Consider the following 23636-nt stretch of genomic DNA (forward strand, 5'->3'; position numbering starts at 1 on the left):
GATCCGCACATGCACATCCTGCCCAGCGCGCTGTTCGCCACCTGGCAGTATGTCGGCGCCTTCGCCGGCCAGCGGCTGCGGCCGGACTATGGCATCGCCGGGGTGGTGGACACGGTGCGCGCGGCGCTGGCCGATCCCAAAAAGCAGCACAAGGCCAAGGACGGCGCCGCCTGGGTGCTGGGCTTCGGCATCGACCCTTCGCTGATGCGGGACTGGACCGAGCCGGACCTGGACTGGTTCGCGCAGTTTGGCGACAAGCACCCGATTTTCCTGATGAACGCTTCCGGCCATATCGGCTACGCCAATGCGCCGGCGCTGGCCAAGGCCGGCATTAGCCCGGAGTGCAAGGGCGTGCTGGTGGAGGAGCAGGTATTGCAGATGATGCCGGCGCTGCCCGCGCCGTCTCCGGCCGCCCTGCTCGCCAGCATAGGCCAGGTGCTGCACCAGGCGGCCGCCATGGGCAATACCACGCTGTTCGACGCCGGCCTGGGTTCCAGCAAGGGGCTGCTGGAGGTGATCCTGCTGGAGCTGGTGGCGCAGACGGCGCTGAACCCGGTGCGCATCGCCGCCGCGCTGTTCGCCAATGAAACCCGGCAGATGGACGAATGGACGCGCTTGTTCCGCCCGGACCTAGACGGCGTGGAGGACAAGCGTTTCAGCATCAAGGCGCTGAAACTGGTGTCGGATGGTTCCAACCAGGGGCTGACCGGTTATCAGAGCGAGGCCTATAAATGCTATCCGCAGCACCAGGTGCCCAATGTGCCGGCCACCGGCCTGTTCAATTTCCGCCCGCCCAGCACTTTCGCGCCGCATTTACTGCAGGCGGTGGAGCACGGCTGGCCGGCCATGGTGCACGCCAACGGCGACAAGGCCATCGACGAGGTATTGCAGGCTTACGAGCACGCGCTGAACCACCCGTCGGCGCCGCCGCGGCCGGATTGCGTCGGCAAGCGGCTGCGCCACCGCATCGAGCATGCGTCGCTGCTGACCGATGAGCATATCTCGCAGATGGCGCAGCTGCAGTTGTCGCCTAGTTTTCTGATCGGCCATGTCGGCTATTGGGGCCATGCGTTCCAGCAGACGATACTCGGCGACGCGCGCGCCAAGCTGCTGGACCGCTGCCTGTCCGCCAAGCGCGCCGGCCTGCGCGTCAGCCTGCATTCCGACCACTTCGTCACTCCCTTGGGCGGCCTGCGCATGATGGAGCAGGCGATCTTCCGCGCAATGGAAGCGGCGCCGGAACAGGCCGGAGCCAAGCCGGCGCTGAACCCGGCGGAGCGGCTGGACCGGCTCAGCGCGCTGCGCGCGGTAACGCTGGACGCGGCCTGGCAGTGCCATATGGACCATCTGGTGGGCTCGCTGGAGCCGGGCAAGCTGGCGGACCTGGTGGTGCTGGAGCAGGACCCGCTGGACCCGGCGCTGAGCAATCTGCGCGATATCGCGGTGTTGCAGACCTGGCGCTCCGGCGCGCCGGTGCATCTGCACGCCAAGCTGGGTTGCGCGACGGAGACGGCGCCGCCGGCCTGAGAACCGGTTCAAGGTCTGCCTCACTGCGCTGATGCAGCGCTCAGGCGCGGCCGCTTTGCTCAGCTTTTGTCAGCCACGCAATATTGCAAATGGCATAATATTATCCTGTGCGCGGCGTCGCCGCGCCGTCAATCATGACGCCATGCACAGGAGCGCCTCATGTCCCAACCTCATCAGCCCGGCTGCGCGTGCTGCACCTTGCCCAGCCTGTCCATGCAACTGGACGCCCTGCAACACCACAACTGGACCGAAAGCCTGGCCAATCTGGTCCGCGTCGCCGCTGAGCGCGCCAAGCTGGCGCTGCACCAGGACGCGGCCATCTTCCACGGCGGCACCATCTACACCTTGCAAGGCGGCCAGCCCAGCCGGGTGGAGGCGCTGGGCATCGCCCACGGCAAGGTGGTTTCCGTGGGCAGCCTGCAGCAGGTGGAAACCGATATGCGCGCCCAGCCGCGCGCCGAGCGCATCGATCTGCACGGCAAGACCTTGCTGCCCGGCATGATAGATCCGCACATGCACATCCTGCCCAGCGCGCTATACCGCAACTGGATCAATCTGAGCCCCTTCCAGGGCCAGGTCCTGCGGCCGGGCTACAATCTGGACTGGGTTGCGGAACAGCTGCGCGGCGAGCTGGCCAGCCACGGCAGCCACACCGCCAGCGGCGCGCCGCGCTGGCTGACCGGCTTCGGCGTCGATCCGTCGCTGATAAGCCCCTGGAAAGAGCCGGACAGCCACTTCCTCGATGGCATCAGCGCCGAGGTGCCGATCTTCCTGATCAATGCCTCCGGCCATCTGGGCTATGCCAACTCCGCGGCGGTGAAACTGGCCGGGCTGGACCCCAAGGAAAATGGCGTGACCACTGAGTCCAACGTCGCCAAGGTGCTGGCGGTGATCCCCGGCCTGGCCGCGCCGCATTTGCTGGGCAAGGTGCAGGAGATTTTGAACGACGCCGCCGCCAACGGCATCACCACGCTGTTCGACGCCGGCCTGGGCGCCGGCCTGGGGCCGCTGGAAATCACCCTGGTGCGCGCCTTTGCGCAAAGCCCGCTGGCGCCGGTGCGCATCGGCGCCGCGCTATACGGCAACCCGGACTGGCTGCAGGAGCAGTGGCTGCAAACCTATCAGCTCAACCATAACAAGCACGACGACGACCGCTTCAGCGTCCGCGCGCTGAAACTGATCGCCGACGGTTCCAACCAGGGCCTGACCGGCTACCAGTCGGAGGATTATTGCTGCGCGGCTGAGCACCGCGTGCCCGGCGTCTCGCCGCGCGGCCTGTTCAACTTCGAGCCGCCGATCACCTTCGCCGCCCAGTTGCAACGCGCGCTGAACGCCGGCTGGCCGGTGCTGGTGCACGCCAACGGCGACCAGGCGCTGGACTATGTGCTGGCCAGCTTCGAGCTGGCGCTGTTCGATAAGGCCAGCGAAGACGGCACCCTCAATCCCAAGCTGACGCTGCGTTCGCGCATCGAGCATTGCTCGCTGCTGAGCGACGCCAGCATCGCCACCATGGCGCGGCTGAAGCTGTCGCCCAGCTTCCTGATCGGCCATGTCGGCTACTGGGGCCAGATATTCAAGACCACCATCCTGGGCCGCGAGCGCGCCCAGATGCTGGACCGCTGTCAATCCGCGCTCCAGGCCGGCCTGCGCATCAGCCTGCATTCCGATCACTTCGTGTCGCCGCTGGGCACGCTGCGGATGATGGAGCAAGCGGTGACGCGGGTGATGGAGGCGGACCCGGAACAGCAGCCGCTGAACCCGGCGGAATGCCTGGACCGTATCTCCGCGCTGCGCGCGGTGACGCTGGACGCGGCCTGGCAGTGCCATATGGACCACATCGTCGGCTCGCTGGAGCCGGGCAAGCTAGCGGACCTGGCCATCCTGGAGCAGGACCCGCTGGACCCGGCGGTGCCGGCCGGATCGCTGCGCGACATCCGCGTGCATCAGACCTGGCTGGCCGGCAAGCCGGTTTATCACAATCCCAACACCCACTGAGCGGCGCTATCGCGCAAAATAAAACCGGCCGGAATCATCCGGCCGGTTTTTGCGCTGCGCCCTCCCCGCTCACGGCGGGCTTGACGCGAGCCTTATCAGTGCGCCACCGACTTGGACATCAGATTCATCACCAGCACCCCGACGATGATCAAGCCCATGCCTATCATCGCCGGCGCGTCCAGCTTCTGGCCGTAGAGCACCCAGCCGACGATGGAAACCAGCACGATGCCGACGCCGGACCACAGCGCGTAGGCCACGCCCACCGGGATCTGGCGCAGGGTCAGCGACAGCATGTAGAAGGCCAGCACATAGCCGGCGCCGGTCAGCAAGGACGGGCCGAGCCGGGTAAAGCCGTCGGACGCTTTCAGCGAGGAGGTGGCGATCACCTCGCTGACGATGGCGACGGCCAGGAACAACCAGGTTTTCATTCAAGACTCCAGTTCGGCGCAGGCCTTGCCGCCGCGCTCGCGCAGCTTGGCGCGCAGCGTGTCGTACAGCCAGTTGAATACATAAGTGTAAGGCAGGAAGAAGGCGAAGAAGCCCAAATCCAGCAGGAAGGCCTGCCAGTAACTGACGTTCAGCCACCAGGCCGCCAGCGGCACCAGCATGAAGACCAGCCCGCCTTCGAACATCAGCGCGTGCAAGCTGCGCACGCCCACGGTGCGGCTCCAGCCCATCGCCGCTTCCAGGCGATCGAACAGCATATTGAACACCACGTTCCACAGCATGGCCGCGGTCGACATCATGAAGGCCAGCGCGCCCATGTGCAGCAGGCTTTGTTCCATCACCAGCGAGGCCAGCGGCACCAGCAGGGCCATCGCGCACAGTTCGTACATCACGGCGTGGAAGCCGCGTTCCAGCCAGGATTTTTGTTTGTTCATGTTATTTCCCAATCATGACCGTATAAGGACAGCCGCTATTCTGATTGGTTTTTCGGATGGTTGAAAAATAATAACCATCGGCAAAACCGATACATCAAGCCAGACCAGCGCGCGCGCGGCTCAGGCGCCGCAGCAGGCTGGCGCGCAGCCCGTCGTACAGCCAGTTGAAGACGAAGGTATAGGGCAGGAAGAACAGGAAAAAGCCGATATCCAGCAAGAAAGCCTGCCAGTAGCTGATCTGCAGCCACCACGCCGCCAGCGGCACCAGCAGGATCACCAGCCCGCCCTCGAACAGCAGCGCGTGCACCACGCGCAGCGCCGGCGTGCGCGCCCAGCCGCGGCGGCGCTCCCAGCGTTCGAACAGGCTGTTGAACACGATGTTCCACGACATCGCCACGCTGGTCATCATCAGCGCCAGCACGCCGATCTGCGCGGTGTCCTGCTTTAGCAGCAGCGTGGCCAACAACATCAGCAGGCTGATGGCGCACAGTTCGTAAGTCACGGCGTAGAAGGCGCGTTCCAGCCAGGATTTCTTTACTTGCATCGATTCTCCTTGATCCGCCACGACGCTTGGAAGCAGTTTGCGATCTGCTGCGCCGCGGCTTGATTAGCAAGACAATGACGCGATTTTTATTGGTTTTTCGGATAGGATAAAGATGGATTAAATCGGAGAAACCGATATGAGCATGTCGCTAGACGCGCTGGCGGCGTTTGCCAACGCCGCCGAACTGGGCTCCTTCTCCGCCGCCGCGCGGCGGCTGGGCAAGAGCCAGTCCACCATCAGTGAAGCCATCGCCAATCTGGAAATCGACCTGGCGGTGCAGTTGTTCGACCGCGGCAGCCGCCAGCCGGCGCTGACCCAGGCCGGCCGCCACCTGCTGGGCTATGCGCGGCAGATGCTGGCGATAGGCGATGAATTGAACCAGCAGGCGCAATTGCTGACCGCCGGGCTGGAGCCGCGGCTGACCCTAGTCTTGTCCGACACCTATCAGTCCTCGCGCTTTCAGGAGGTGACGCGGCAATTGGAACAGCAGTTCGAGGCGCTGGAGCTGGAATGCCTGGTGGGCGAGCAGGACGATGTGCTGGACTTGATCCAGACCGGACGCGCCCACTTGGGCTGCATGGCGGCGCAGGAGCAATACCCGGCCGATATCGGCCACGCCACGCTGGGCGAGGTCAGCGAGGTGGCGCTCTACGTGGCGCGCGGCCATCCGCTGGCGGCGCTGGAGCTGGCGGACCGCCAGGCGCTGAGCCTCCACCGCGAGCTGCGGCTGAACACTTACACCGAGAGCAAGCCGGACACGCTGAGCCGGCGCTGCTGGTTCGCGCCCAGCTATCTGATGCTGCTGGAAATGGCGATCCTCGGCGCCGGCTGGGCCGAACTGCCGCGCTGGCTGGCGGACTCCTTCGGCGCCGGCCGGCTGCATGAGCTGCGCGCGCCCGGCTGGCCCAAGGCGCGCCATATCGATCTGGTGTGGTCGCGGCGGCGGCCGCTGGGCCTGGCCGCCGACTGGGTGCGCGAGCAGCTGCTGCGCTCCTGACCAGGCCGCCGCGCCATGACGCCAGGCACGGCGGGCGCCGAGGACTCAGGCGCCAGGCGCGGTCAGCGGCCGCAGAATCCACATTGGCGGCCGGCCGGGATGCAGTTTGCGCAGCCGCAAGGCCGGCGGGAAGATTTTTTCCATGCCGAAGCCGAAGGCCAGGGTGCGATCGGCCTGACTGACGATGTTGCCGGGCTGGGAGAACACATCCCAGCGCTGGCTGGGCAGCGCGGGCTCCGGCAGCAGATCCAGTTGCAAGGGTGAGCCGTCGGCCACTTCATTGGCGGCGATCACCAATTGATTGCCGCTGGTGGCCAAGGCGAACAAGCCTTGGTCGAAATCGATATTGAACAAGGCGGCGAAATTGTTCTGGAACGGCTGCAGGCTGAGCCGGGAGCCCTTGCTCGAATCCTCGGCCACAATCGCGTAATCCGGGAAATAGGCCGAGGTGATGAAATACGAAGTGCTGCTGAAAGCCATCGTTTGCTCCTTGCATGAACCCAAAAAGCGGCGGCGGGCCTTAGAACCTGTTTACGACCTGCTGCGCGTCGGCAATACCGCGTTGAAACCGTCTTCGAAATGCTCATGTACCACTTGTACATTCCGCTTTCTCAGCCGTTTTCGCCTTGTCTCGCCTTAGCTCGCAAGATCGTAAACACATTCTTAGAACCTGTTCAAAGTCTGCTGCGCTTCGGCTTGAAACCAAGCTCAAAATGCTCATGCACCACTCGTACATTCCGCATTTTCGCTCGTTTTCGCCTTGTTTCGCTCTCGCTCGCAAGACCTTGAACCGCTCTTTGCGCCCGCCGCCGCGATTTTTGCCCCGCGCTTATTCAGCGGTTTCCAGCACCAGTTCCGAACGTTGCGCCGAGGTCAGCGGCTTGAGCGCCCATTGCTGAGCCGGCGAAGCGTTGAACTCGTACAGCCAGATCAGGCTGCCCACGCCGCCGCGGCTCTGGTTGTCTATCACCAGATTGTTGTTTTGACGGCTGGAGATAAAGCCCGGACGGGAGAACAGATCCCATTGCTGGCTGAGCGAGGACGGGTTGTACGGACGCAGCACCAAGGGCTTGCCGCTGGACAGGTCGGAAATGTCGATCACCAGTTGGTTGCCGCTGGTGGCCAGCGCGAACACGCCGTTGGCGAAGTCGATGTTGAACAGCGACAGGAAGTTGCCCTGGATGGGCTGCAGGTACAGCTGGGAACCGCTCATCGAATCTTTGGCGGTAATGCCCAGCGCGGTGTTTTGGCTATAGGTCAGGAAGTAAGGAACGCTAGAGAAAGACATATGGCAACCCCCATGTTTATGCCAATCAATTATTGGCTTTCTCAAACTAGCAAGGTTTGCCCGTATTGCAAGCGCCGGCCCGAAACCGGCCGCGCCCGGCGTGAAATTCAGCTAAAAATCCGATCAGAAACACCAACTTAGGCATGGATTAAGTGAAAACGCTTAAATTCATCCCGCGAGGTATGGTCTGTTTCCACAAAAAACTAAGCGGCACCAACGCAAACAGCCGGGCTAAGCCCGGCTGTTTTACTCTTTCTGAAGGCTTGAATCAGACCGACAGATAGGACGACTGCTTCAGGCCGCGGCAGAACTCGGCGAAGAACAGGCTGCGTTCTTCGCTGCTGAGGTCGGCAGCGCGCGACTTGGCCTCGTAGCGGTTGAGGATGTCCTCCGGCGACAGGTGCACATAGCGCAGCATGTCTTCGATGGTGTCATGCTCTTCCACGCCGGAGAATTCCAGCTCGCCGCCATTGCGCACATAGACGTTGACCGAGTCGGTGTCGCCGAACAGATTGTGCATGTCGCCCAGGATTTCCTGGTAAGCGCCCACCAGGAACACCGCGATCAGGTACTCCTCGCCCTGCTTCACTTCGTGTACCGACAGGCTGGATTCAATGCTCTGCTGATCCACGTACTGCTTGAGCTTGCCGTCGGAATCGCAGGTCAGATCCTGCAGCACCGCGCGGCGGGTGGGCTGCTCGTTCAAGCGGTGCAGCGGGGTGATCGGCAGGATCTGGTCGATGGCCCAGGTGTCAGGCAGGCTCTGGAACACCGAGAAGTTGCAGAAGTATTTGTCGGCCAGACGATCAGTCAGCTCGTCGTACACCTGGCGCTGCGAACGCTGGCTGGCTTGCAGCTGGCGATGCAGGCGGCGGCACAGCGCGGCGTGCACGTCCTCGGCCAACGCCTTTTCCTTCAGCGACAGGCGGCCGGCGGCGTACAAATCGGTCACTTCCGACGCATAGTGGCTGGCGCGGTAGTAGATTTCGGTGACCAGATCGTCGTCGTTGAGCTGCACCAGCTCGAACAGCTTGCGCACCGGCTGCGACAGCGCGGCGATATCGTCCACCTGCGGCACTTCGTCCGGCAGGCGCTCGACATCGGTCACGTTCATGATCAGCACCGCGTGGTGGGCGGTCATCGCGCGGCCGGATTCGGACAGGATGCGCGGATGCGGAATGCCGTTCTCGCCGCAGAACTCGGACAGCATGGACACGATCACGTGCGCATACTCGTCCATATCGTAGTTGATCGAGCTGTCGTTGCGCGAATGGGTGCCGTCGTAGTCCACGCCCAGGCCGCCGCCCACGTCGACATGGTCGATGGGCAGGCCCAGCGCACGCAGTTCGGCGAAGTAGCGGATGGCCTCGCCGAAACCGCTGCGGTAATCGCCGATATGGGCGATTTGCGAACCCATGTGGAAGTGCATCAGGCGCACGCAGTCGGCCAGGCCGGCGGCGGTGAGCTTGTCGGCGGCGGAAATCAGCTGGCCGGCGGACAGGCCGAACTTGCCCTTCTCGCCGCCGGTGTCCGCCCATTTGCTGGACGCCAGCGAGGACAGGCGCACGCGCATGCCGATATTGGGACGGATGCCCAGCTTGCGGGATTCATCGATCACCAGGTCCACTTCGGACTCTTTCTCGATGACGATGAACACCTGGTGGCCCAAACGCTCGCCCATCAGGGCCAGACGGATGTAGTCGCGGTCCTTGTAGCCGTTGCAGACGATGGTGCAGCCCTTGGGTGCCAGCGCCAGCACCGCCATCAGTTCCGGCTTGGAGCCGGCTTCCAGGCCGATGGACACGTCCGGCGTGGCGATGATGCTCTTCACCACCGCTTCTTGCTGGTTGACCTTGATCGGATAAATGGCGGTATAGCGGTTGCCATAGCCTTGTTCGGCGATGGCCTTGTCGAAGGCCGCGCACAGACGGGTGACGCGATCTTGCAGGATATCGGGAAAACGCACCAAGAGCGGCAGGTCCAGGCCTTTGCCGGCCAGATCGCCCACCAGGCGGTGCAGATCGATTTCCTTGTCTTGGCGCACATTCGGACGCACGACGATATTGCCGTTGGCGCCCATGTCGAAGTACCCCGCTCCCCAATGCCGGATGCCATACAACGCCCGGCTATCAGCCACAGACCAAGCCATGAGTTTTCCCCTCAAGAACTGACGGAAAGCCCTGCACCCCGCGCAAAGGGAGAGAACAGGGATTCCCAAAGGACGCGCCCAGGCCGCCGCCGAAAAAGCGATGAGCCAGCCGCAGGAGCATCCTTATGATGGATAACCCCGCTCCTTAGTGCGCGGCTTTCGGGCTGAACAGCTTTTATGTGGGCCTGGGATGTCGGAGCGAAACAATTGAATTGTAGGTTTGCAAAGCTGCAAACGAGCGCGGATTGTAACAACATCACGCGGCTTGACAAGTAAAAAAATGTATAAAAATCCGCATGTCCAATTTAATCGACAAGCCCGCTCCAGGCGGCACGGCAAGCCTTGCCGGGCAAGGCTCCAGCAAAAACAGACCGCTATATTTGCTGCATGGCAACATCCAGCCGCTCCACCGGGCGCGAACCGCGGCGCCGCGACAATGGACTTGTCCAAAATATTCAACAAAAGCCAACCTCGCCCCCCCATGCGGCCACGCGAAAAAACCACAGCGCCACCCGGCATGCCAAGCCGCGCCGGACAAGGCTTTTAGCCCAAACACGGCATGTTTTTTCAAATCTGCGCCACGCGCCGCCACCGGTCGCGCCGGCTCTGGTTACAATGCCCCGGTCATCACCAGCCGCGAGCCAAGAGTCAGCCCATGCGCGAGCATCACCACGATTTTCTGTCCTGGACCATGAACCCCGCCTCCGCCGCCACCGCGGAATGGCAACTGCCCTCCGGCGTGCAGGCGCGCTGGCTGGATTACGGCATCGTCGAACTGACGCCCGCCACCGCCGCCGCGGACGCGCTGCTGTTGTCCTGCGGCGTGCACGGCAATGAAACCGCGCCGGTGGAAGTGCTGAACGCCATTCTCGCCGACATCGCGGCCGGCAAGCAGGCGCTGCGCTGCCGGCTGCTGGTGGTCTTCGGCAATCTGGACGCGATGCGGCTGGGCAAGCGCTACCTGGACTACGATATGAACCGGCTGTTCAACGGCGCGCACGCGCGCCAGCCGGAAGCGCGCGAAGCGGCGCGCGCCGCTCGGCTGGAACAGGCGGCGGCGGATTTCTTCGCCACGGCGCGCGGCCGCCGCTGGCATTACGACCTGCACACCGCGATCCGCGGCTCGGTGTTCGAGAAGTTCGCCATCTACCCGTATCTGCACGAACGCCCGCACAGCCGCGCGCAGCTGGCCTGGCTGAAGAGCTGCCAGGTGGAAACCGTGCTGCTGCACAGCCAGCCGGCCAACACCTATAGCTATTTCTCCAGCCGCCACTGCCAGGCCGACGCCTTCACGCTGGAGCTGGGCAAGGCGCGGCCCTTCGGTCAAAACGATCTGTCGCGCTTTTCCGGCATCGAACAGGCGCTGCGCCGGCTGCTGGCCGAGCCGGAACAACAGCTGCCGGACTACCGCGACGGCGACCTGCCGCTGTTCCGCGCCAAATACGACATCGTCAAGCATAGCGAGGCTTTCCGCCTGCACCTGGCCGACGAGGTGGAGAACTTCACCGCGCTGCCGGACGGCTATCTGATCGCCGAGGACGGCGATCAGCGCTATGTGGCCGCCGGCGGCGAGGAGCGCATCCTGTTCCCCAACCCCACGGTCAAGCCCGGCCTGCGCGCCGGCATCGTGGTGGCTCCGGCGCAGTTGCCGGCGGACTGAGCCGGCGGACGCCGGACAGCAAAACGCCGCGGTTTGACCGCGGCGTTTTTCATGTCTGCGCCAAACAGCGCCAGGTGTCCGCTCAGGCGAATTCGGCCACCACCACCCGCGCCGCCGCGGCCACCACCGCATTGCGTTCATCCGGCAACGCCGACGAGCCCCAGTAATACACCGCCAGCAATAGCGGCGACTTGCCCGGCCGCCAGGCCACCGCCACATCGTTGGTGGCGCCGTTGCCGCCGCTGCCGGTCTTGTCGCCCACCCGCCATTCCGCCGGCAAGCCGGCGCGGATGCGCAGATTGCCGGTGGTGCTGTTCAACAGCCAGTCGCGCAGCAAGACGCGCTGACGCTCGGGCAGCAGCGAGGAAAACAGCAGTGTGTTCAGATTGGACACCATCGCCGCCGGCGTGGTGGTGTCGCGCGGATCGCCCGGCGTGGCGGAGTTCAGTTCCGGTTCGATCCGATCCAGCCGGCTCAGCCCGTCGCCCAGCGCGCGCGCGAAACGGGTCACCGCCTCCGGCCCGCCCAGCAGGCCCAACAGCAGATTGGCGGCGGTATTGTCGCTGAAGCGCATCGCCGCGTCGCACAAATCCTTGACCGACATGCCCTGCTCCGCGTATTGCTCGGTGATGGGCGAATAGCGGAGCAGTTGCTCGCGCTGATAATTCACATGGCGGTAGAGCAGGTCCGGCTGCGCGGCGCTGAGCTGCAAGACGGCGCCCACCAGCAGCAGCTTGAAGGTGCTGCACATCGGAAAGCGCTCATCGGCGCGGTAGGCCACCCGCCGCCCGCTATCCACCTCCAGCGCCGCCACGCCGATACGGCCGCCGGCATTGTGCTCCAGTTCCGCCAACTGCCGCGACAGCGGCGCCTCGCCCGGCTGCCGCAGCGGAGGCCTGACACAAGCCAGCAGCCAGGGCGAAACCGCCAGCGCAGCCAGCAGGCCGCGTCTTTGCTTAAAGTCTTCCATATGTCTCCCTGAGAACCCGTCCGCGCTCTTGCTCGCGAGACTTTGAACAGGCTCTTAGAAGCTGTTTACGATCCGCTGCGCGTCGTGAAGCGTGACACGGCGAGTGCCACATTTACCACCTGCGCATTCCGCTTTCGCAGCCGCAACGCCTTGTTTCGCCTTGGCTCGCGAGATCGTGAACACGTCCTAAGCCGGTTCTGAGCGGCATGGTCAGATCCATGCCGCGGTTCATTCCATTTCCCCAAATCCATTGCCAGCATTTTTCATGACAATGAAGTAGAATTAAAAACCTATCATTACTCGCGTTAAAACTCGCTGCGCAAGCCCGCGATTTATTCACTTTTCGGATGACATGACAAATCTCTCACAGTTCCCCATTGCCGGCTGGCGACGCTGCGCCGCCGTCATCGGCCTGAGCCTGGCCTTCTTGGCCGCCCCGGTCCAGGCCAAAACGCCGCCGCGCCACGCCAGCGCGCCGGCGCAAGAACAGCTGCTGGAACACGGCAGCTACACCAATTCCGATGGCGTGGAGGTGCACAGCCCGGCGCACACCCGCTCCGGCAAGGCGCCGGCCGGTGCCAGCGCGCGCTGCCGCGACGGCAGCTACAGCTTCAGCCAGCACCGGCGCGGCACTTGCTCGCATCACGGCGGCGTGGCGGCCTGGCTCTGAGAACCTGTTTACCATCTGCTGCGCTGCGGCGATACCGCGTTGAAAACCGCTGAGAAAGCGGAGTGTACACGCGATACATGAGCATTTCGAAGCGGTACTCACCGTGTAACGCTACACGACGCGCAGCAGACCTTGAACAGGTTCTTGGGAACCCGTTTCTCAAGTCACACCAGACAGCCGGCAAACAGCAGATACACCGCGCCCGCGCCCACCAGCCAGCGGCCATCGACATTGCCGCGCCGGAACAGCAGCCACAGTCCGGTAATCGCCGCCATCGTCGCCAGGCCGGACCACAGCAGGACGCCGTCGAACATCCACGGCGTGAAGAACAGGCCGAAGGCGCTGGGAATCGTTGCTTGAATCATCATCGCGCCGGAGATATTGGCCAAGGCCAGCCGCTCCTTGCCCTGCCGCAGCCAGATCAGCGCATTCATGATTTCCGGCAGCTCGGTGGCCACCGGGCTCAGCAGCAAGGCCACCAGGTGCGGCGCCATGCCCCAGTGTCCGGCCAGCGTTTCCAGTTGCGCGACGAAGCCATGCGCCGCCGCCGCAATCACCACCAGCGCCAATAGCGCCTGCGCCGCCGCCCAGCCCAGGCCGCCGCCGGCGCGCAGTTTCAAGGCGTCCAGCTCTTCCTCTTCCGGCGCGGTGTCGGCGCTGCGGATCTCGCGCCACACATAGGCGGCATAGGCGGCCAGGAAGACCACGCCCAACCAGGGCTTGATCGAGAACGCCAGCAGGCCCAGCCCCACCTTGAACGCGAAAATCAGCAAGAACGCCAGTTGGTCGCCGGCCAGCCGGCGATGATCGACGCGCAGCAGGTAATTGGCGCGGCCCAGCCGGCCGCGGTGGCGCCACAGCGCGAAACCCACCACCGCGTAAGCCAGCGTGGCCAACACCAGCGGCCCGCCCAGCGCGGCGCCGACGCCGATGTCCTGATGCTGCGGCGTGCCGCCGAAGGCCATCGCGGTCAAGGTGACGGCGCTTTCCGGCAAGGCGGTGCCGAAGGCGGCGAGCACGGTGCCGACGGCGCTGGCGCCCAGATTCAGGTGGCGGCCGCACCATTCGATGGCGTTGACGAAGTATTGACAGGAAAGATAGATCAGGACGGCGAGGCCGAGCAGAAACGACAGGGTCAACAGCATGGGTAGTCTTGGGCCGGGCAAGCGGATGGACAATGGCGCAACGACGCGGCTTGCCCGGCGGCAAACGCATCGTGGCCAAAGGTCTCGCTTGGCGGCGCCGGCAATGCCGGCCGCTGACCGCGCCATGGGGGCTTGCCCCCAAGTTTGTTGACGCGGCCTCTCCGGCTGGGCCGAAGATGGCTACTCCCCAATGACAACGGCGCCATTGTGCCAGCCCGGCCGCGATGGCGCAAACCTAGGCGAGCGTCATGATCCGCGCGCCGACCGCGCTTAAGCACAGCCAAATCCTCGCTTCGTCAAATGCGAATTGTCCTCGCTAACGAGATCACCGAGTCTATGTCCGTCCATCTTGCGATGGATAAAGACAAGGAGTTGGACATGAAGCACGATGTTTTGACGCAGCTGCGCGACAGCGCCCGCGCACTGCTCAGCCGCGACGACCACCGCCGCCGCGTCCGCAGCGGACGCGACAGCCAGCTGGATTATTCCGCGGAGCTATGGCGCGAACTGGCCGATGCCGGCTGGCTGGCGGTGTTGCTGGCGGAAAGCGACGGCGGCCTGGGCCTGAGCCTGGCCGAAGCCGCCGTCATCGCCGAGGAAGCCGGCCGCGCGCTGCTGCCGGAACCGTTCACCGCGGTGGCGGTGCAGGCCGCGCAAGCGCTCGCCGCCTGCCCGGACAGCCCGCTGCGCTCGCACTTGCTGGCCCAACTGGCCGCCGGGCAGTTGCTGCCGGGTCTGGCCTGGCAGGAGCGCGCCGGCCAGCAGGACGAGGACACCGCGGACACCCGCGCCGCCTTTGACGGCCAGCGCTACTGGCTCAGCGGCGGCAAGACTTTCGCGCTGCCGGCGGCGGCGGAGCGGCATGGCTGGCTGTTGAGCGCGCGCGGCGACGAGGGCTGGCTGCTGCTGTGGCTGCCGGCCGACCAGCCCGGCCTGAGCATAGACCGCTGCCCCGGCATAGACGGCAGCCTGATGTGCAGCCTGACGCTGGAACAGGCGCCGGTGCCGCACAGCCATCTGCTGGCCGCGGGCCCCGCCGCGCGGGACGCGCTGTGCCAGGCCAACGACGCCGCGCGCCTGGCGCAAAGCGCCGAGCTGCTGGGCAATGCGCGCCAGATCCTGGCGCTGACCCTGCCCTATCTGGCCAGCCGCGAGCAGTTCGGCCGCCCGATCAGCAGTTTCCAGGCGCTGCAGCATCGCTTGGTGGACGCTCATATCCAGATCGAGCTGGCGGCGGCCAGCCTGGACGAGGCGCTGGAGGAGCGCGCGGAGCCGGCGCGGCTGGACAGCGCGCGCATCAGCCGGCTGAAGGCGCGTTGCGCCGACGCCGCCATCGGCATGGGCCGGCTGGCGATCCAGCTGCATGGCGCCATAGGCTACACCGAGGAATGCGATATCGGCCTCTACTTCAAGCGCGCGCTGCACCTGAACGCCTGGCTGGGCAATGCCGAGCAGCAGCGCCGGCGTTACCGGTGGCTAAGCCCGCCGCAAGCGGTCGCGGCGGAAACGCCGCCGCCGGCGCTGAGCGACTTCCCCCGCGACGCCGACTGGGAGGCCATGCCCGAATCCGAATTCCGCGACTTGCTGCGCGCCTTCTTCGCCCGCCACTATCCGCCGGCGCTGCGCCATCCGTCGCGGCGGCTGCACTGGCACGAAATCCGCGACTGGCACCAGACGCTGGCGCGCCAGGGCTGGGCGGCTCCGGCCTGGCCCAAGGCCTGCGGTGGGATGGGTCTGTCGCCGGCGCGGCAGCTGGCCTTCATCGAGGAACAGGAACGCTACGGCGTGGCGCGCGCGCCGGACCAGGGCATCATCATGGTCGGCCCGCTGTTGCTGCAGCACGGCAGCGCGGAACAGCAGCAGCGCTATCTGCCCAAGATCCTGTCCGGCGAGCACATCTGGTGCCAGGGCTATTCCGAGCCCAACGCCGGTTCCGATCTGGCGGCGCTGCGCACCGAGGCGGTGCCCGACGGCGCGGACTTCATCGTCAACGGCCAGAAAACCTGGACCACGCTGGCCCAGGACGCCACCCACATCTTCACTCTGGTGCGCACCGACAAACAGGCCAAGCGCCAGGCCGGCATCAGCTTCCTGCTGATCGCGCTGGACAGCCCCGGCATCACCGTGCGCCCGATCACCACGCTGGCCGGCCATCAGGAATTCTGCGAAGTGTTCTTCGACCAGGTGCGGGTGCCCGCCGCCAATCTGGTCGGCGGGCTGAACCAGGGCTGGGGCATCGCCAAGGCGCTGCTGGGCTTCGAACGCATCTTCCTCGGCAGCCCCAAGCAGGCGCGGCAGGCGCTGGCGCAGCTGGCCGCCCAGGCGCGCGCCTGCCGCGGCTTCGACGACCCGGTCTTCGCCGACCGCTACGCGCGGCTGGAGCTGGACGTGGCGGACCTGGGCGCGCTGTACAAGCACTTCGCCGCCATGGTCCGACGCGGGGAGGCGCTGCCGCCGGCGGTGTCCGCGCTGAAGATCTGGGCCACCGAGACTTATCAGCGCATCAGCCTGGCGCTGATGGATCTGGCCGGGGAATACGGCAGCTGGGCCGGCGCGGACCCGGCGGGCGGCCAGGCGCCTGCGCTGCTGTTCAACGCCACCCCCGCCACCATCTACGGCGGCAGCAACGAGATCCAGCGCAACATTCTGGCGCGCCACGTGCTGCTGCTGCCGGCCTGAGAGAGCCTGTTCAACATCGCGCGGGCAAGCGCGAGACAAGGCGGGAACGGCTGAGCAAGCGGAATGCACGCAGAGTCCATGAGCATTGCGAAGAGGTGCTCGCCGTGTGACGCCGCCTCGCCCCGCGCAGCAGATCGCGCACCGGCGCCAAGGGCGGCGCCGTCCTCATTCCAAAGGAGAAATCAGGCTTATGCACAGCGCTTTGTCCCATCTCCGGGTGCTGGATCTGTCCCGGATTCTGGCCGGTCCTTGGTGCACCCAGAACCTGGCCGACCTCGGCGCCGACGTGATCAAGGTGGAGCGCCCCGGCTGCGGCGACGATACCCGCCACTGGGGCCCGCCCTGGCTGCCTCATCGCAACGGCGAACGGCCGGACTCGCTGTACTACGCGTCCACCAACCGCAACAAGCGTTCCATCGCCATCGACATTTCCCGCGCCGCCGGCCAGCGCCTGGTGCGCGAACTGGCCGCCGGCTGCGATGTGCTGATAGAGAATTACAAGGTCGGCGACCTGGCGCGCCATGGCCTGGCCTATGCCGACCTGCGCGCGGTCAACCCGCGCCTGATCTATTGCTCGATCACCGGCTACGGCCAGAGCGGGCCCTATGCGCACAAGCCCGGCTACGACTTCGTGTTCCAGGGCCTGGGCGGGCTGATGAGCGTCACCGGCGAGAGCGACCAACTGCCCGGCGGCGGCCCGCAGAAGGTGGGCGTGGCGGTGGCCGACATGGTCACCGGCCTGTACGCCGACATCGCCATCCTGGCGGCCCTGCAAGCGCGCGAACGCAGCGGCGTTGGCCAATACATAGACCTGGCGCTGCTGGACTGCACCGTGGCGCTGGGCGGCCACCACGCCAACGCCTATCTGCACACCGGCAAGCCGGCCAGCCGCCATGGCAATGCCCATCCCAATATGGTGCCCTACCAGGTGTTCGCCAGCAGCGACGGCCACATCGTGGTCGCCGCCGGCAACGACGGCCAGTGGCGGCGCTTCTGCCGCGCGATAGAACGGCCCGAGCTGGCGGAACACCCGCGCTACGCCAGCGCCAGCCTGCGCATCGTCAACCGCGCCGATCTGGTGCCGCAGCTCGAGCAGGCATTGCTATCGCGCTCCAGCGCCGACTGGCTGCGGCGGCTGGAGGACGCCGCCATTCCCTGCGGTCCGATCAACGACTACCAGCAGGTATTCGCCGATCCGCAAGTGCGTCATCGCGGCATGCATGCCCGCATCGAGCAGCCGGACGCCGCCGCTTGCGCCACGGTCGCCAGCCCGCTGCGGCTCTGCGCCACCCCGCCGCGCTACCGGCGGCCGCCGCCGCGGCTGGGCCAGCACACCGACGAGATCCTCGGCGAGCTGTTGCGGAAAACGCCCGAGGAGATCGCGCAACTGCGCGCCGACGCCGCCATAGGCTGAGCCGGACGCGCCACAATAAAAGGAGGAAACCACCATGCGAATCCGCTTGAGCGCCGCGCTGAGCGCGGCCCTGATCGCCGGCAGCGCCGGCGCCGCCGACTTCAAGGTCGGCGTGCAATTGTCGCTGACCGGCCCCCTGGCCCTGGCCGGCAGCGAGATGAACCACGGCGTGCAGATCGCCGCCGATGTGTTCGCCCGCCGCTACCCGCAGCACCGCGTGCTGCTGAGCGTGGTCGACGACGAGTCCTCGCCGGCCAAGGCGGTGGCGGCGGTGGAAAAGCTGGCCGCGCAGCGGGTGAACGCCATCGTCGGCGGCACCATCTCCAATATCACCGGCCCGGCCTCGGAAGCCGCCAACCGCGCCGGCGTGCCCTTCGTCACGCCCGGCGGCACCAGCGACGACATGGTGAAGCGCGGCTTGCAGAGTTTCTTCCGCATCAGCAACAATCCGGGCTACGCCCGCGGCATGAGCGGCCTGCTCGGCAGCCTGGGCGTCAAATCCGCCGCCATCGTCTACTCCACCCGCGACGCCACCAGCGATCTGGCCGGCAAGCTCAAGACCATTCTCGCTGCCGCCGGCGTCGCCACCGTCATGCATCCCTTCGACCCGGCGGTGAAGGACTTCAAGCCCATCGTCAACAAGATCAAGCTGCGCGACCGCAGCGAGGCCATCGTGATGATCGCCTATGAGAACGACTACGCCGGCATCCTGCGCGCCGCGCGCGTGCTCAAGCCGCCGGTCAAGGCCCTGGTCGGCGCCTGGGCGCTGGCCACGCCCAAGATGGCCGCCGCCTTCCCGGAACTGCTGCCCAATGTCTACGGCGCCACCGTGCTGCCCACCCAGGTGGGCAGCAATCCGCTGGCGCTGGAATTCGACCAGGCCTACCGCCAACGCTACAAGAGCAGCGCCTCCTACCATGCGCAGACCAGCTACGCGATCGCCAGCCTATTGTTCGAGGCGCTGGCCAAGACCGAGCAGGCTGGCGTGCTGGGCAAGCCCGGCGCGCTGGTGAACACCTTGCGCGGCAGCCAGCAGCGGACGCTGCTGGGGCCGGTGCGCTTCGACGCCCGCGGCGACAACCTCAACTACACCGCTCACATGGGGCAGTTCCGCGCCAATGGCGACATCGACATCGTCTGGCCCGCCGACTACGCCACCGCCAAGCCGCGCTATCCGGCGCTGCCGTGGTAAGCCGCCCATCCCTCGAGGACGACTGCCATGATGGAACTCATCCTGCAGGCGCTGTATTCCGGCATGCTGGTCGGCGGCGCCTACGCCCTGGTGGCGCTGGGGCTGGCCCTGGTGTTCGGCACCATGAAGATCATCAACCTGGCGCACGGCGAGCTGGTGCTGCTGGCCGCCTATATCGCCTACGCCGCCGAAACCCGGCTGCAGCTCAACCCCTTGCTGGCCATCCCGCTGGCCCTGGCGGTGGTGTGCATCGGCTCGGCGCTGGTCTACCTGCTGGTGGACCGCATCCGCCAGGAGCGCGAGCTCAATTCGCTGATCCTGAGCTACGGCATCGGCATCATGCTGACCAACGCCATCCTGCTGATCTGGAAGGCGGACGTGCGCTCCAGCGCCAACGCCTGGTTCCAGCAGGCGTTGGTGCTGGGCCCGCTGTACAGCATGAATAGCGAGGCGCTGTTCTTCTGTATCAGCCTGGCGCTGATAGGCGCGGTCTGGCTGTGGCTCGGCCGCAGCTGGCACGGCCGCGCGCTGCGCGCGGTGGCTGGCAACCGCGAGGCCGCCAAGCTGATGGGCGTCAACCCGCGCAAGACCGAGCTGGCCTCCTTCCTGCTGTCCGGCGCGCTGGCCACTTGCGCCGGCGTCGCCATTTACAGCAGCGGCGTGATCCAGCCGGCGATGGGCCATTCGCTGACGGTCAAGGCCTTCGTCATCACCGTGCTGGCCGGCACCGGCTCGATACCCGGCGTGCTGCTGGGCGCCTTGCTGCTGGGCATCGCCGAATCGCTGACCGTCACGCTGTTCAGTTCCGCGCTGCAGGAGCTGGCCGGCATGCTGCTGTTCCTGCTGGTGCTGTTCCTGATGCCCAACGGCCTGTTCGGCGTGAAAGGGAGACGAGGATGAAGAAATCCGCTTGCTGGACCATCGCGCTGCTGCTCGGCCTCTACCTGCTGGTGCCGCTGGTGCTGGGCCGCCAGCTCTACCTGATGAGCCTGATCGTGTCGGCGCTGATCCTGGGCGGCATCGCGCTGGCCTGGGCGCTGCTCGGCAATCTGGGCGGCATGGTCAGTTTCGGCCATGCCGCCTTCTTCGGCGTCGGCGCCTATGTGTCGGCCTTGCTAACGCTGCGGCTGGGCTGGCCGGTGCTGCCCTCCATGCTGCTGGGCGGCGTCGGCGCCGCCGTCGCCTCGCTGGCGATGCTGCCGGCGCTGCGGCTGAAGGGCCCTTATTTCGCGCTGGCCATCCTCGCCTATTCGCAGATCTTCCGCATCCTCGCCACCGAGTGGCGCGGCCTGACCGGCGGCGCCGGCGGCCTGTCCAGCATTCCACCGCTGCCGCGCGTCGCCGGTTTCGACTTGTCAGGCAAGGTCGGCGCCTATCTGGTGATCCTGACCGTGGTGCTGCTATTCGTCGCGCTCTACCGCCGGCTGCGCGACAGCGACCACGGCCTGGCGCTGAAGGCGATGCACGAATCCGAGGACGCCACCCGGGTGGTGGGCGTCAACAGCGCCGGGCTCAAGGCCGGCATGCTGTTGATCTCCGCCGCGATGACCGGGATCGTCGGCGCCTTCAACGCCCATACCATCAACTTCCTGGAGCCGGATTACGCCTTTGACGGCTCCTGGACCATCATCCCGGTGATCGCGGCGATATTCGGCGGCTACCGCAGCATCGCCGGGCCGCTGCTCGGCGCGGCGGTGGTCTACCTGGCGGATCAGCTGCTGTTCAAGAGCCTGCTGCCCATAGGCCATGAAATCATGCTGGGCGCGCTGCTGGCGCTGATGATCATCGTCAGCCCCGGCGGGCTGCTGCCCTTGCTGGCCGGCTTGCGCCGGCGGCGCCGCGACCAGGAGGCCGTCCATGTTGAAGCTTGAAGACCTCAGCATCCGCTTCGGCGGCCTCGCCGCGCTCAAGAACGTCAGCCTGGAGATCGCCGGGCAGGAGGTGGTCGGCCTGGTCGGCCCCAACGGCGCCGGCAAGACCACGCTGTTCAACGCCGTATCCGGTCTGGTCCGGCCGCATGGCGGCCGCATCCTGTTCCAGTCGCGCGACATCCTGCCGCTGCCGCTGCATGCGCGCGCGCGGCTGGGCATAGGCCGTTCCTTCCAGGTGCCGCAGCCGATGCACCAGCTGACGGTGCGGGAAAACCTGCAAGTGGCGCAGCGCTTCGGCGCCGGCCGCAACGACGGCGAGCAGATCGACCGCATCCTCGAATTGCTGGCGCTGGGCGCCAAGGCCGAGCGCCAGGCGGCCAGCGAGCTGAGCCTGAGCGAACTGAAGGCGCTGGAGGTGGGCAAGGCGCTGGCCACCCAGCCCAGGCTATTGCTGCTGGACGAGGTGCTGGCCGGCCTGGAGACCCAGGGCAAGCGCCGCTTCATGGATTTGCTGCAGCGTCTGCAACAGCAGTACGCGCTGGCCATCCTGCTGATTGAGCACGATATCGAAACCATACGCCGGCTGTGCCGGCGCGTCTGCGTGCTGAATTTCGGCGAATTGATCGCCGACGGCGAACCGGACGCGGTGTTTCGCGATCCGCGCGTGATCAGCAGCTACACCGGAGACGAGCATGCTTGAAGTCCAGCGCCTGCGCGCCGGCTACGGCGCCATCACCATTTTGTGGGATGTAGACCTGAGTTTCGCCGCCGGCCGGCTCACCGCCATCGTCGGCCCCAACGGCGCCGGCAAGACCACGCTGCTGCGCGCCATCAGTGGCCTGCTGCCGATACAGGGCGGCGATATCCTCCTGCGCGGCGATTCGCTGCGCGACACGCCGGCTTGGGACATGCCCGGCCGCGGCATGATCCTGGTGCCGGAAGGCCGGCTGGTGTTCAAGGACATGACGGTGGAGGACAACCTGCTCATGGGCGCGTTCGCGCCGCAGGCCAGGCCGCGCGCGGACGACAATCTGCGCCAGGTCTACGCGCTGTTTCCCAAGCTGGCGCAGCGCCGCCGCCAGGCGGCCGGCTCGCTGTCCGGCGGCGAGGCGCAGATGCTGGCGCTGGGCCGCGGCCTGATGGCGGAGCCGCAGCTGCTGCTGATAGACGAGCCCTCGCTGGGACTGGCGCCGGTGGTGGTGCGCGAAATGTTCGCCGTCCTCGCCGAGCTGAAGCGGGCGGGCAAGACCATTGTGCTGGTGGAGCAGAACACCGGCGGCGCGCTGGCCGTGGCCGATCATGTCTACCTGATGCAGAGCGGCAAGGTGCTGCTGTCGCAAGCGGCCGCAGAGGTGGAACTGGGCGCGCTGCACGATCTCTATTTCAGCCGCGGCGCGGCGGAGGCCGGCTAAGAGCCTGTTCGAAAGTCTCGCGAGCAAGAGCGAGACAAGGCGAAAACGAGAGAAAAAGCGGAATGCACAAGTGGTATATCAGCATTTCGAAGCCGTACTCATCGCGTAATGCCCCGCGACGCGCAGCAGATCGTAAACAGACTCTAGGCCGGCGCGGCCAGGGCCACCACCGCCTCGCCTATCAGCTTGGTCTCGCCGCGCTGGTCGGCCGCGCGCAGTTGCAGCTGCGCGCGCTGCTCGCCATCCTGTTGATACACGCGCAGCACGCAGCCTTCGCAGCGCAGGCTGTCGCCCAGCCGGGTGATGGCGACAAAGCGGGCGCGGTAGCTGCGCAAGGCCGGCTGCGGCGCCCAGCGCGTCAGCACCTGTGCCAGATAGGCCATCGCCAGCATGCCGTGGGCGAACACATCGTCCTCGCCGGCGGCGCGGGCGAAATCGCTGTCGATATGCATGGGGTTATGGTCGCCGGAAGCGCCGGCGAACAAGGCCAGCGTGGTCCGGCTGATCGCCGGCGCGTCAAAAACGGGCAGCGCGTCGCCGGCCTGAACCCGGCGCAAATCCTTCACATCGTTCATCACAGACTCCATGACATGGCTCCGTTGCGCCGGCTCATGCCGGCCGCACCACGGTGATCCGGCGCAGCTCCGCCACCGCTTGCCCGTCGGCCTTGCTGACCGTGGTCTCGATTTCAAGAAAGCCCAGCTCGCCGCCGGAGCGGCTGCGCTTGACATAGATGTCGGCGATGCGGCTGGCGTAATCCAGCACATCGCCGGCGAACACCGGGCCCCGATAGTCGAAACGCTGTTCACCATGCAGAATCCGCTGAAAGCCGATGTCCAGCAGCCGATAGGCCTCGCCCCGCTGCGGCGCGTCCAGTTCCAGACAGAATAGAAAGGTCGGCGGCGCCAACAGCGCCGGATAGCCGGCGGCCTCGGCCGCGGCCTGGTCGAAATAGACCGGATCGCTTTGCCCGGTGGCCTTGGCGAAAAACCGCAGCCGCCCGGCCTCCACCACCGCGCGGTGCGGCGTCAGCACGTGGCCGATATGGCGGGAGTCCAACATATCTCCTCCTCAAGAGCGGCTAAGAACCTGTTTATGATCTGCTGCGCGTCGGCGATACGGCGTTGAAAACAAGCTCAAAATGCTCATGTACCACTCGTACATTCCGCTTTTTCGCTCGTTTTCGCCTTGTCTCGCCTTAGCTCGCGAGATCGTAAACACGTTCTAAGAGCCTGTTCAAAG

Annotated in this window: 22 protein-coding genes and 1 riboswitch; of the genes, 12 read left to right on the plus strand and 10 right to left on the minus strand. The window is 65.9% G+C overall.

Annotation, left to right across the window (positions count from 1 at the left end; genetic code table 11):
* Positions 1–1527: amidohydrolase (locus tag VI26_RS10475; protein ID WP_048409694.1), on the plus strand; the 1527-nt coding region annotated here is incomplete at its 5' end.
* A 159-nt stretch (positions 1528–1686) separates the two neighbouring features.
* A complete protein-coding gene (locus VI26_RS10480) occupies positions 1687–3522 on the plus strand; it encodes an amidohydrolase (protein ID WP_048409695.1) in 1836 nt (611 codons plus the stop codon).
* 95 nt (positions 3523–3617) lie between these two features.
* Here the strand turns inward: VI26_RS10480 and VI26_RS10485 are convergent, their stop codons facing one another.
* The 3 genes from VI26_RS10485 to VI26_RS10495 form a co-directional block, all read right to left on the minus strand.
* Entirely contained in the window at positions 3618–3950 is a 333-nt protein-coding gene (locus tag VI26_RS10485) for a multidrug efflux SMR transporter (protein ID WP_048409696.1), read from the minus strand.
* Entirely contained in the window at positions 3951–4403 is a 453-nt protein-coding gene (locus VI26_RS10490; protein ID WP_048409697.1) for a multidrug/biocide efflux PACE transporter, read from the minus strand.
* Positions 4404–4497: 94 nt separating this feature from the next.
* Entirely contained in the window at positions 4498–4947 is a 450-nt protein-coding gene (locus tag VI26_RS10495; RefSeq protein ID WP_048409698.1) for a multidrug/biocide efflux PACE transporter, read from the minus strand.
* Positions 4948–5083: 136 nt separating this feature from the next.
* Between VI26_RS10495 and VI26_RS10500 the strand changes: the two genes are divergently transcribed.
* Entirely contained in the window at positions 5084–5944 is an 861-nt protein-coding gene (locus VI26_RS10500) for a LysR family transcriptional regulator (protein ID WP_048409699.1), read from the plus strand.
* A 45-nt stretch (positions 5945–5989) separates the two neighbouring features.
* Here the strand turns inward: VI26_RS10500 and VI26_RS10505 are convergent, their stop codons facing one another.
* The 3 genes from VI26_RS10505 to speA form a co-directional block, all read right to left on the minus strand.
* Entirely contained in the window at positions 5990–6424 is a 435-nt protein-coding gene (locus VI26_RS10505) for a hypothetical protein (RefSeq protein WP_048409700.1), read from the minus strand.
* Between the two features lie 349 nt (positions 6425–6773).
* A complete protein-coding gene (locus VI26_RS10510; RefSeq protein WP_053074359.1) occupies positions 6774–7232 on the minus strand; it encodes an RICIN domain-containing protein in 459 nt (152 codons plus the stop codon).
* Between the two features lie 268 nt (positions 7233–7500).
* Positions 7501–9381, minus strand: a complete 1881-nt coding sequence (gene speA, locus VI26_RS10515) for an arginine decarboxylase (protein ID WP_048409701.1) — start codon at positions 9379–9381, stop codon at positions 7501–7503.
* Positions 9382–10036: 655 nt separating this feature from the next.
* Between speA and astE the strand changes: the two genes are divergently transcribed.
* A complete protein-coding gene (gene astE, locus VI26_RS10520; RefSeq protein WP_048409702.1) occupies positions 10037–11041 on the plus strand; it encodes a succinylglutamate desuccinylase in 1005 nt (334 codons plus the stop codon).
* A gap of 82 nt (positions 11042–11123) precedes the next feature.
* On the opposite strand, the gene bla is transcribed toward astE, so the two are convergent.
* On the minus strand, positions 11124–12011 hold the full coding sequence (bla, locus tag VI26_RS10525) for a class A beta-lactamase (RefSeq protein ID WP_048409703.1): 888 nt from the start codon (positions 12009–12011) through the stop codon (positions 11124–11126).
* Positions 12012–12363: 352 nt separating this feature from the next.
* On the opposite strand from bla, the gene VI26_RS10530 reads away from it, so the two are divergent.
* Positions 12364–12681, plus strand: a complete 318-nt coding sequence (locus VI26_RS10530; protein ID WP_082151005.1) for a DUF3761 domain-containing protein — start codon at positions 12364–12366, stop codon at positions 12679–12681.
* 164 nt (positions 12682–12845) lie between these two features.
* Here VI26_RS10530 and VI26_RS10535 read toward each other — a convergent pair whose 3' ends face one another.
* Complete coding sequence (locus VI26_RS10535) at positions 12846–13826, minus strand: sodium:calcium antiporter (protein WP_048409704.1); 981 nt, start codon at positions 13824–13826, stop codon at positions 12846–12848.
* Positions 13827–13882: 56 nt separating this feature from the next.
* Positions 13883–14027: riboswitch (yybP-ykoY riboswitch) on the minus strand.
* 177 nt (positions 14028–14204) lie between these two features.
* Between VI26_RS10535 and VI26_RS10540 the strand changes: the two genes are divergently transcribed.
* The 7 genes from VI26_RS10540 to VI26_RS10570 all read left to right on the plus strand — a co-directional run bounded on the left by VI26_RS10540 (position 14205) and on the right by VI26_RS10570 (position 22394).
* Positions 14205–16505 (plus strand): acyl-CoA dehydrogenase, encoded by a 2301-nt coding sequence (locus VI26_RS10540; protein ID WP_048409705.1) that lies wholly within the window; start codon positions 14205–14207, stop codon positions 16503–16505.
* 190 nt (positions 16506–16695) lie between these two features.
* Entirely contained in the window at positions 16696–17919 is a 1224-nt protein-coding gene (locus tag VI26_RS10545; RefSeq protein WP_048409706.1) for a CaiB/BaiF CoA-transferase family protein, read from the plus strand.
* 34 nt (positions 17920–17953) lie between these two features.
* Positions 17954–19111, plus strand: coding sequence for an ABC transporter substrate-binding protein (locus VI26_RS10550; RefSeq protein WP_048409707.1), 1158 nt, complete (start codon positions 17954–17956; stop codon positions 19109–19111).
* 27 nt (positions 19112–19138) lie between these two features.
* Positions 19139–20011, plus strand: coding sequence for a branched-chain amino acid ABC transporter permease (locus VI26_RS10555; protein ID WP_048409708.1), 873 nt, complete (start codon positions 19139–19141; stop codon positions 20009–20011).
* Entirely contained in the window at positions 20008–20982 is a 975-nt protein-coding gene (locus VI26_RS10560; protein ID WP_048409709.1) for a branched-chain amino acid ABC transporter permease, read from the plus strand. The genes VI26_RS10555 and VI26_RS10560 overlap by 4 nt, the downstream gene beginning before the upstream one ends.
* Positions 20969–21682 (plus strand): ABC transporter ATP-binding protein, encoded by a 714-nt coding sequence (locus tag VI26_RS10565; RefSeq protein ID WP_048409710.1) that lies wholly within the window; start codon positions 20969–20971, stop codon positions 21680–21682. Before VI26_RS10560 ends, VI26_RS10565 begins: the two co-directional genes overlap by 14 nt.
* Entirely contained in the window at positions 21675–22394 is a 720-nt protein-coding gene (locus tag VI26_RS10570) for an ABC transporter ATP-binding protein (RefSeq protein WP_048409711.1), read from the plus strand. The genes VI26_RS10565 and VI26_RS10570 overlap by 8 nt, the downstream gene beginning before the upstream one ends.
* Before the next feature lie 143 nt (positions 22395–22537).
* Here VI26_RS10570 and VI26_RS10575 read toward each other — a convergent pair whose 3' ends face one another.
* Both VI26_RS10575 and VI26_RS10580 read right to left on the minus strand, forming a co-directional pair.
* Entirely contained in the window at positions 22538–22969 is a 432-nt protein-coding gene (locus VI26_RS10575) for a MaoC/PaaZ C-terminal domain-containing protein (RefSeq protein WP_048409712.1), read from the minus strand.
* 34 nt (positions 22970–23003) lie between these two features.
* Positions 23004–23456 carry a MaoC family dehydratase N-terminal domain-containing protein gene (locus VI26_RS10580; RefSeq protein WP_048409713.1) on the minus strand — a complete coding sequence of 151 codons (453 nt, stop codon included), beginning with the start codon at positions 23454–23456 and terminating at the stop codon, positions 23004–23006.
* Positions 23457–23636 lie beyond the last annotated feature (180 nt).

Source organism: Chromobacterium sp. LK1, assembly GCF_001043555.1.
Classification (GTDB): domain Bacteria; phylum Pseudomonadota; class Gammaproteobacteria; order Burkholderiales; family Chromobacteriaceae; genus Chromobacterium; species Chromobacterium aquaticum.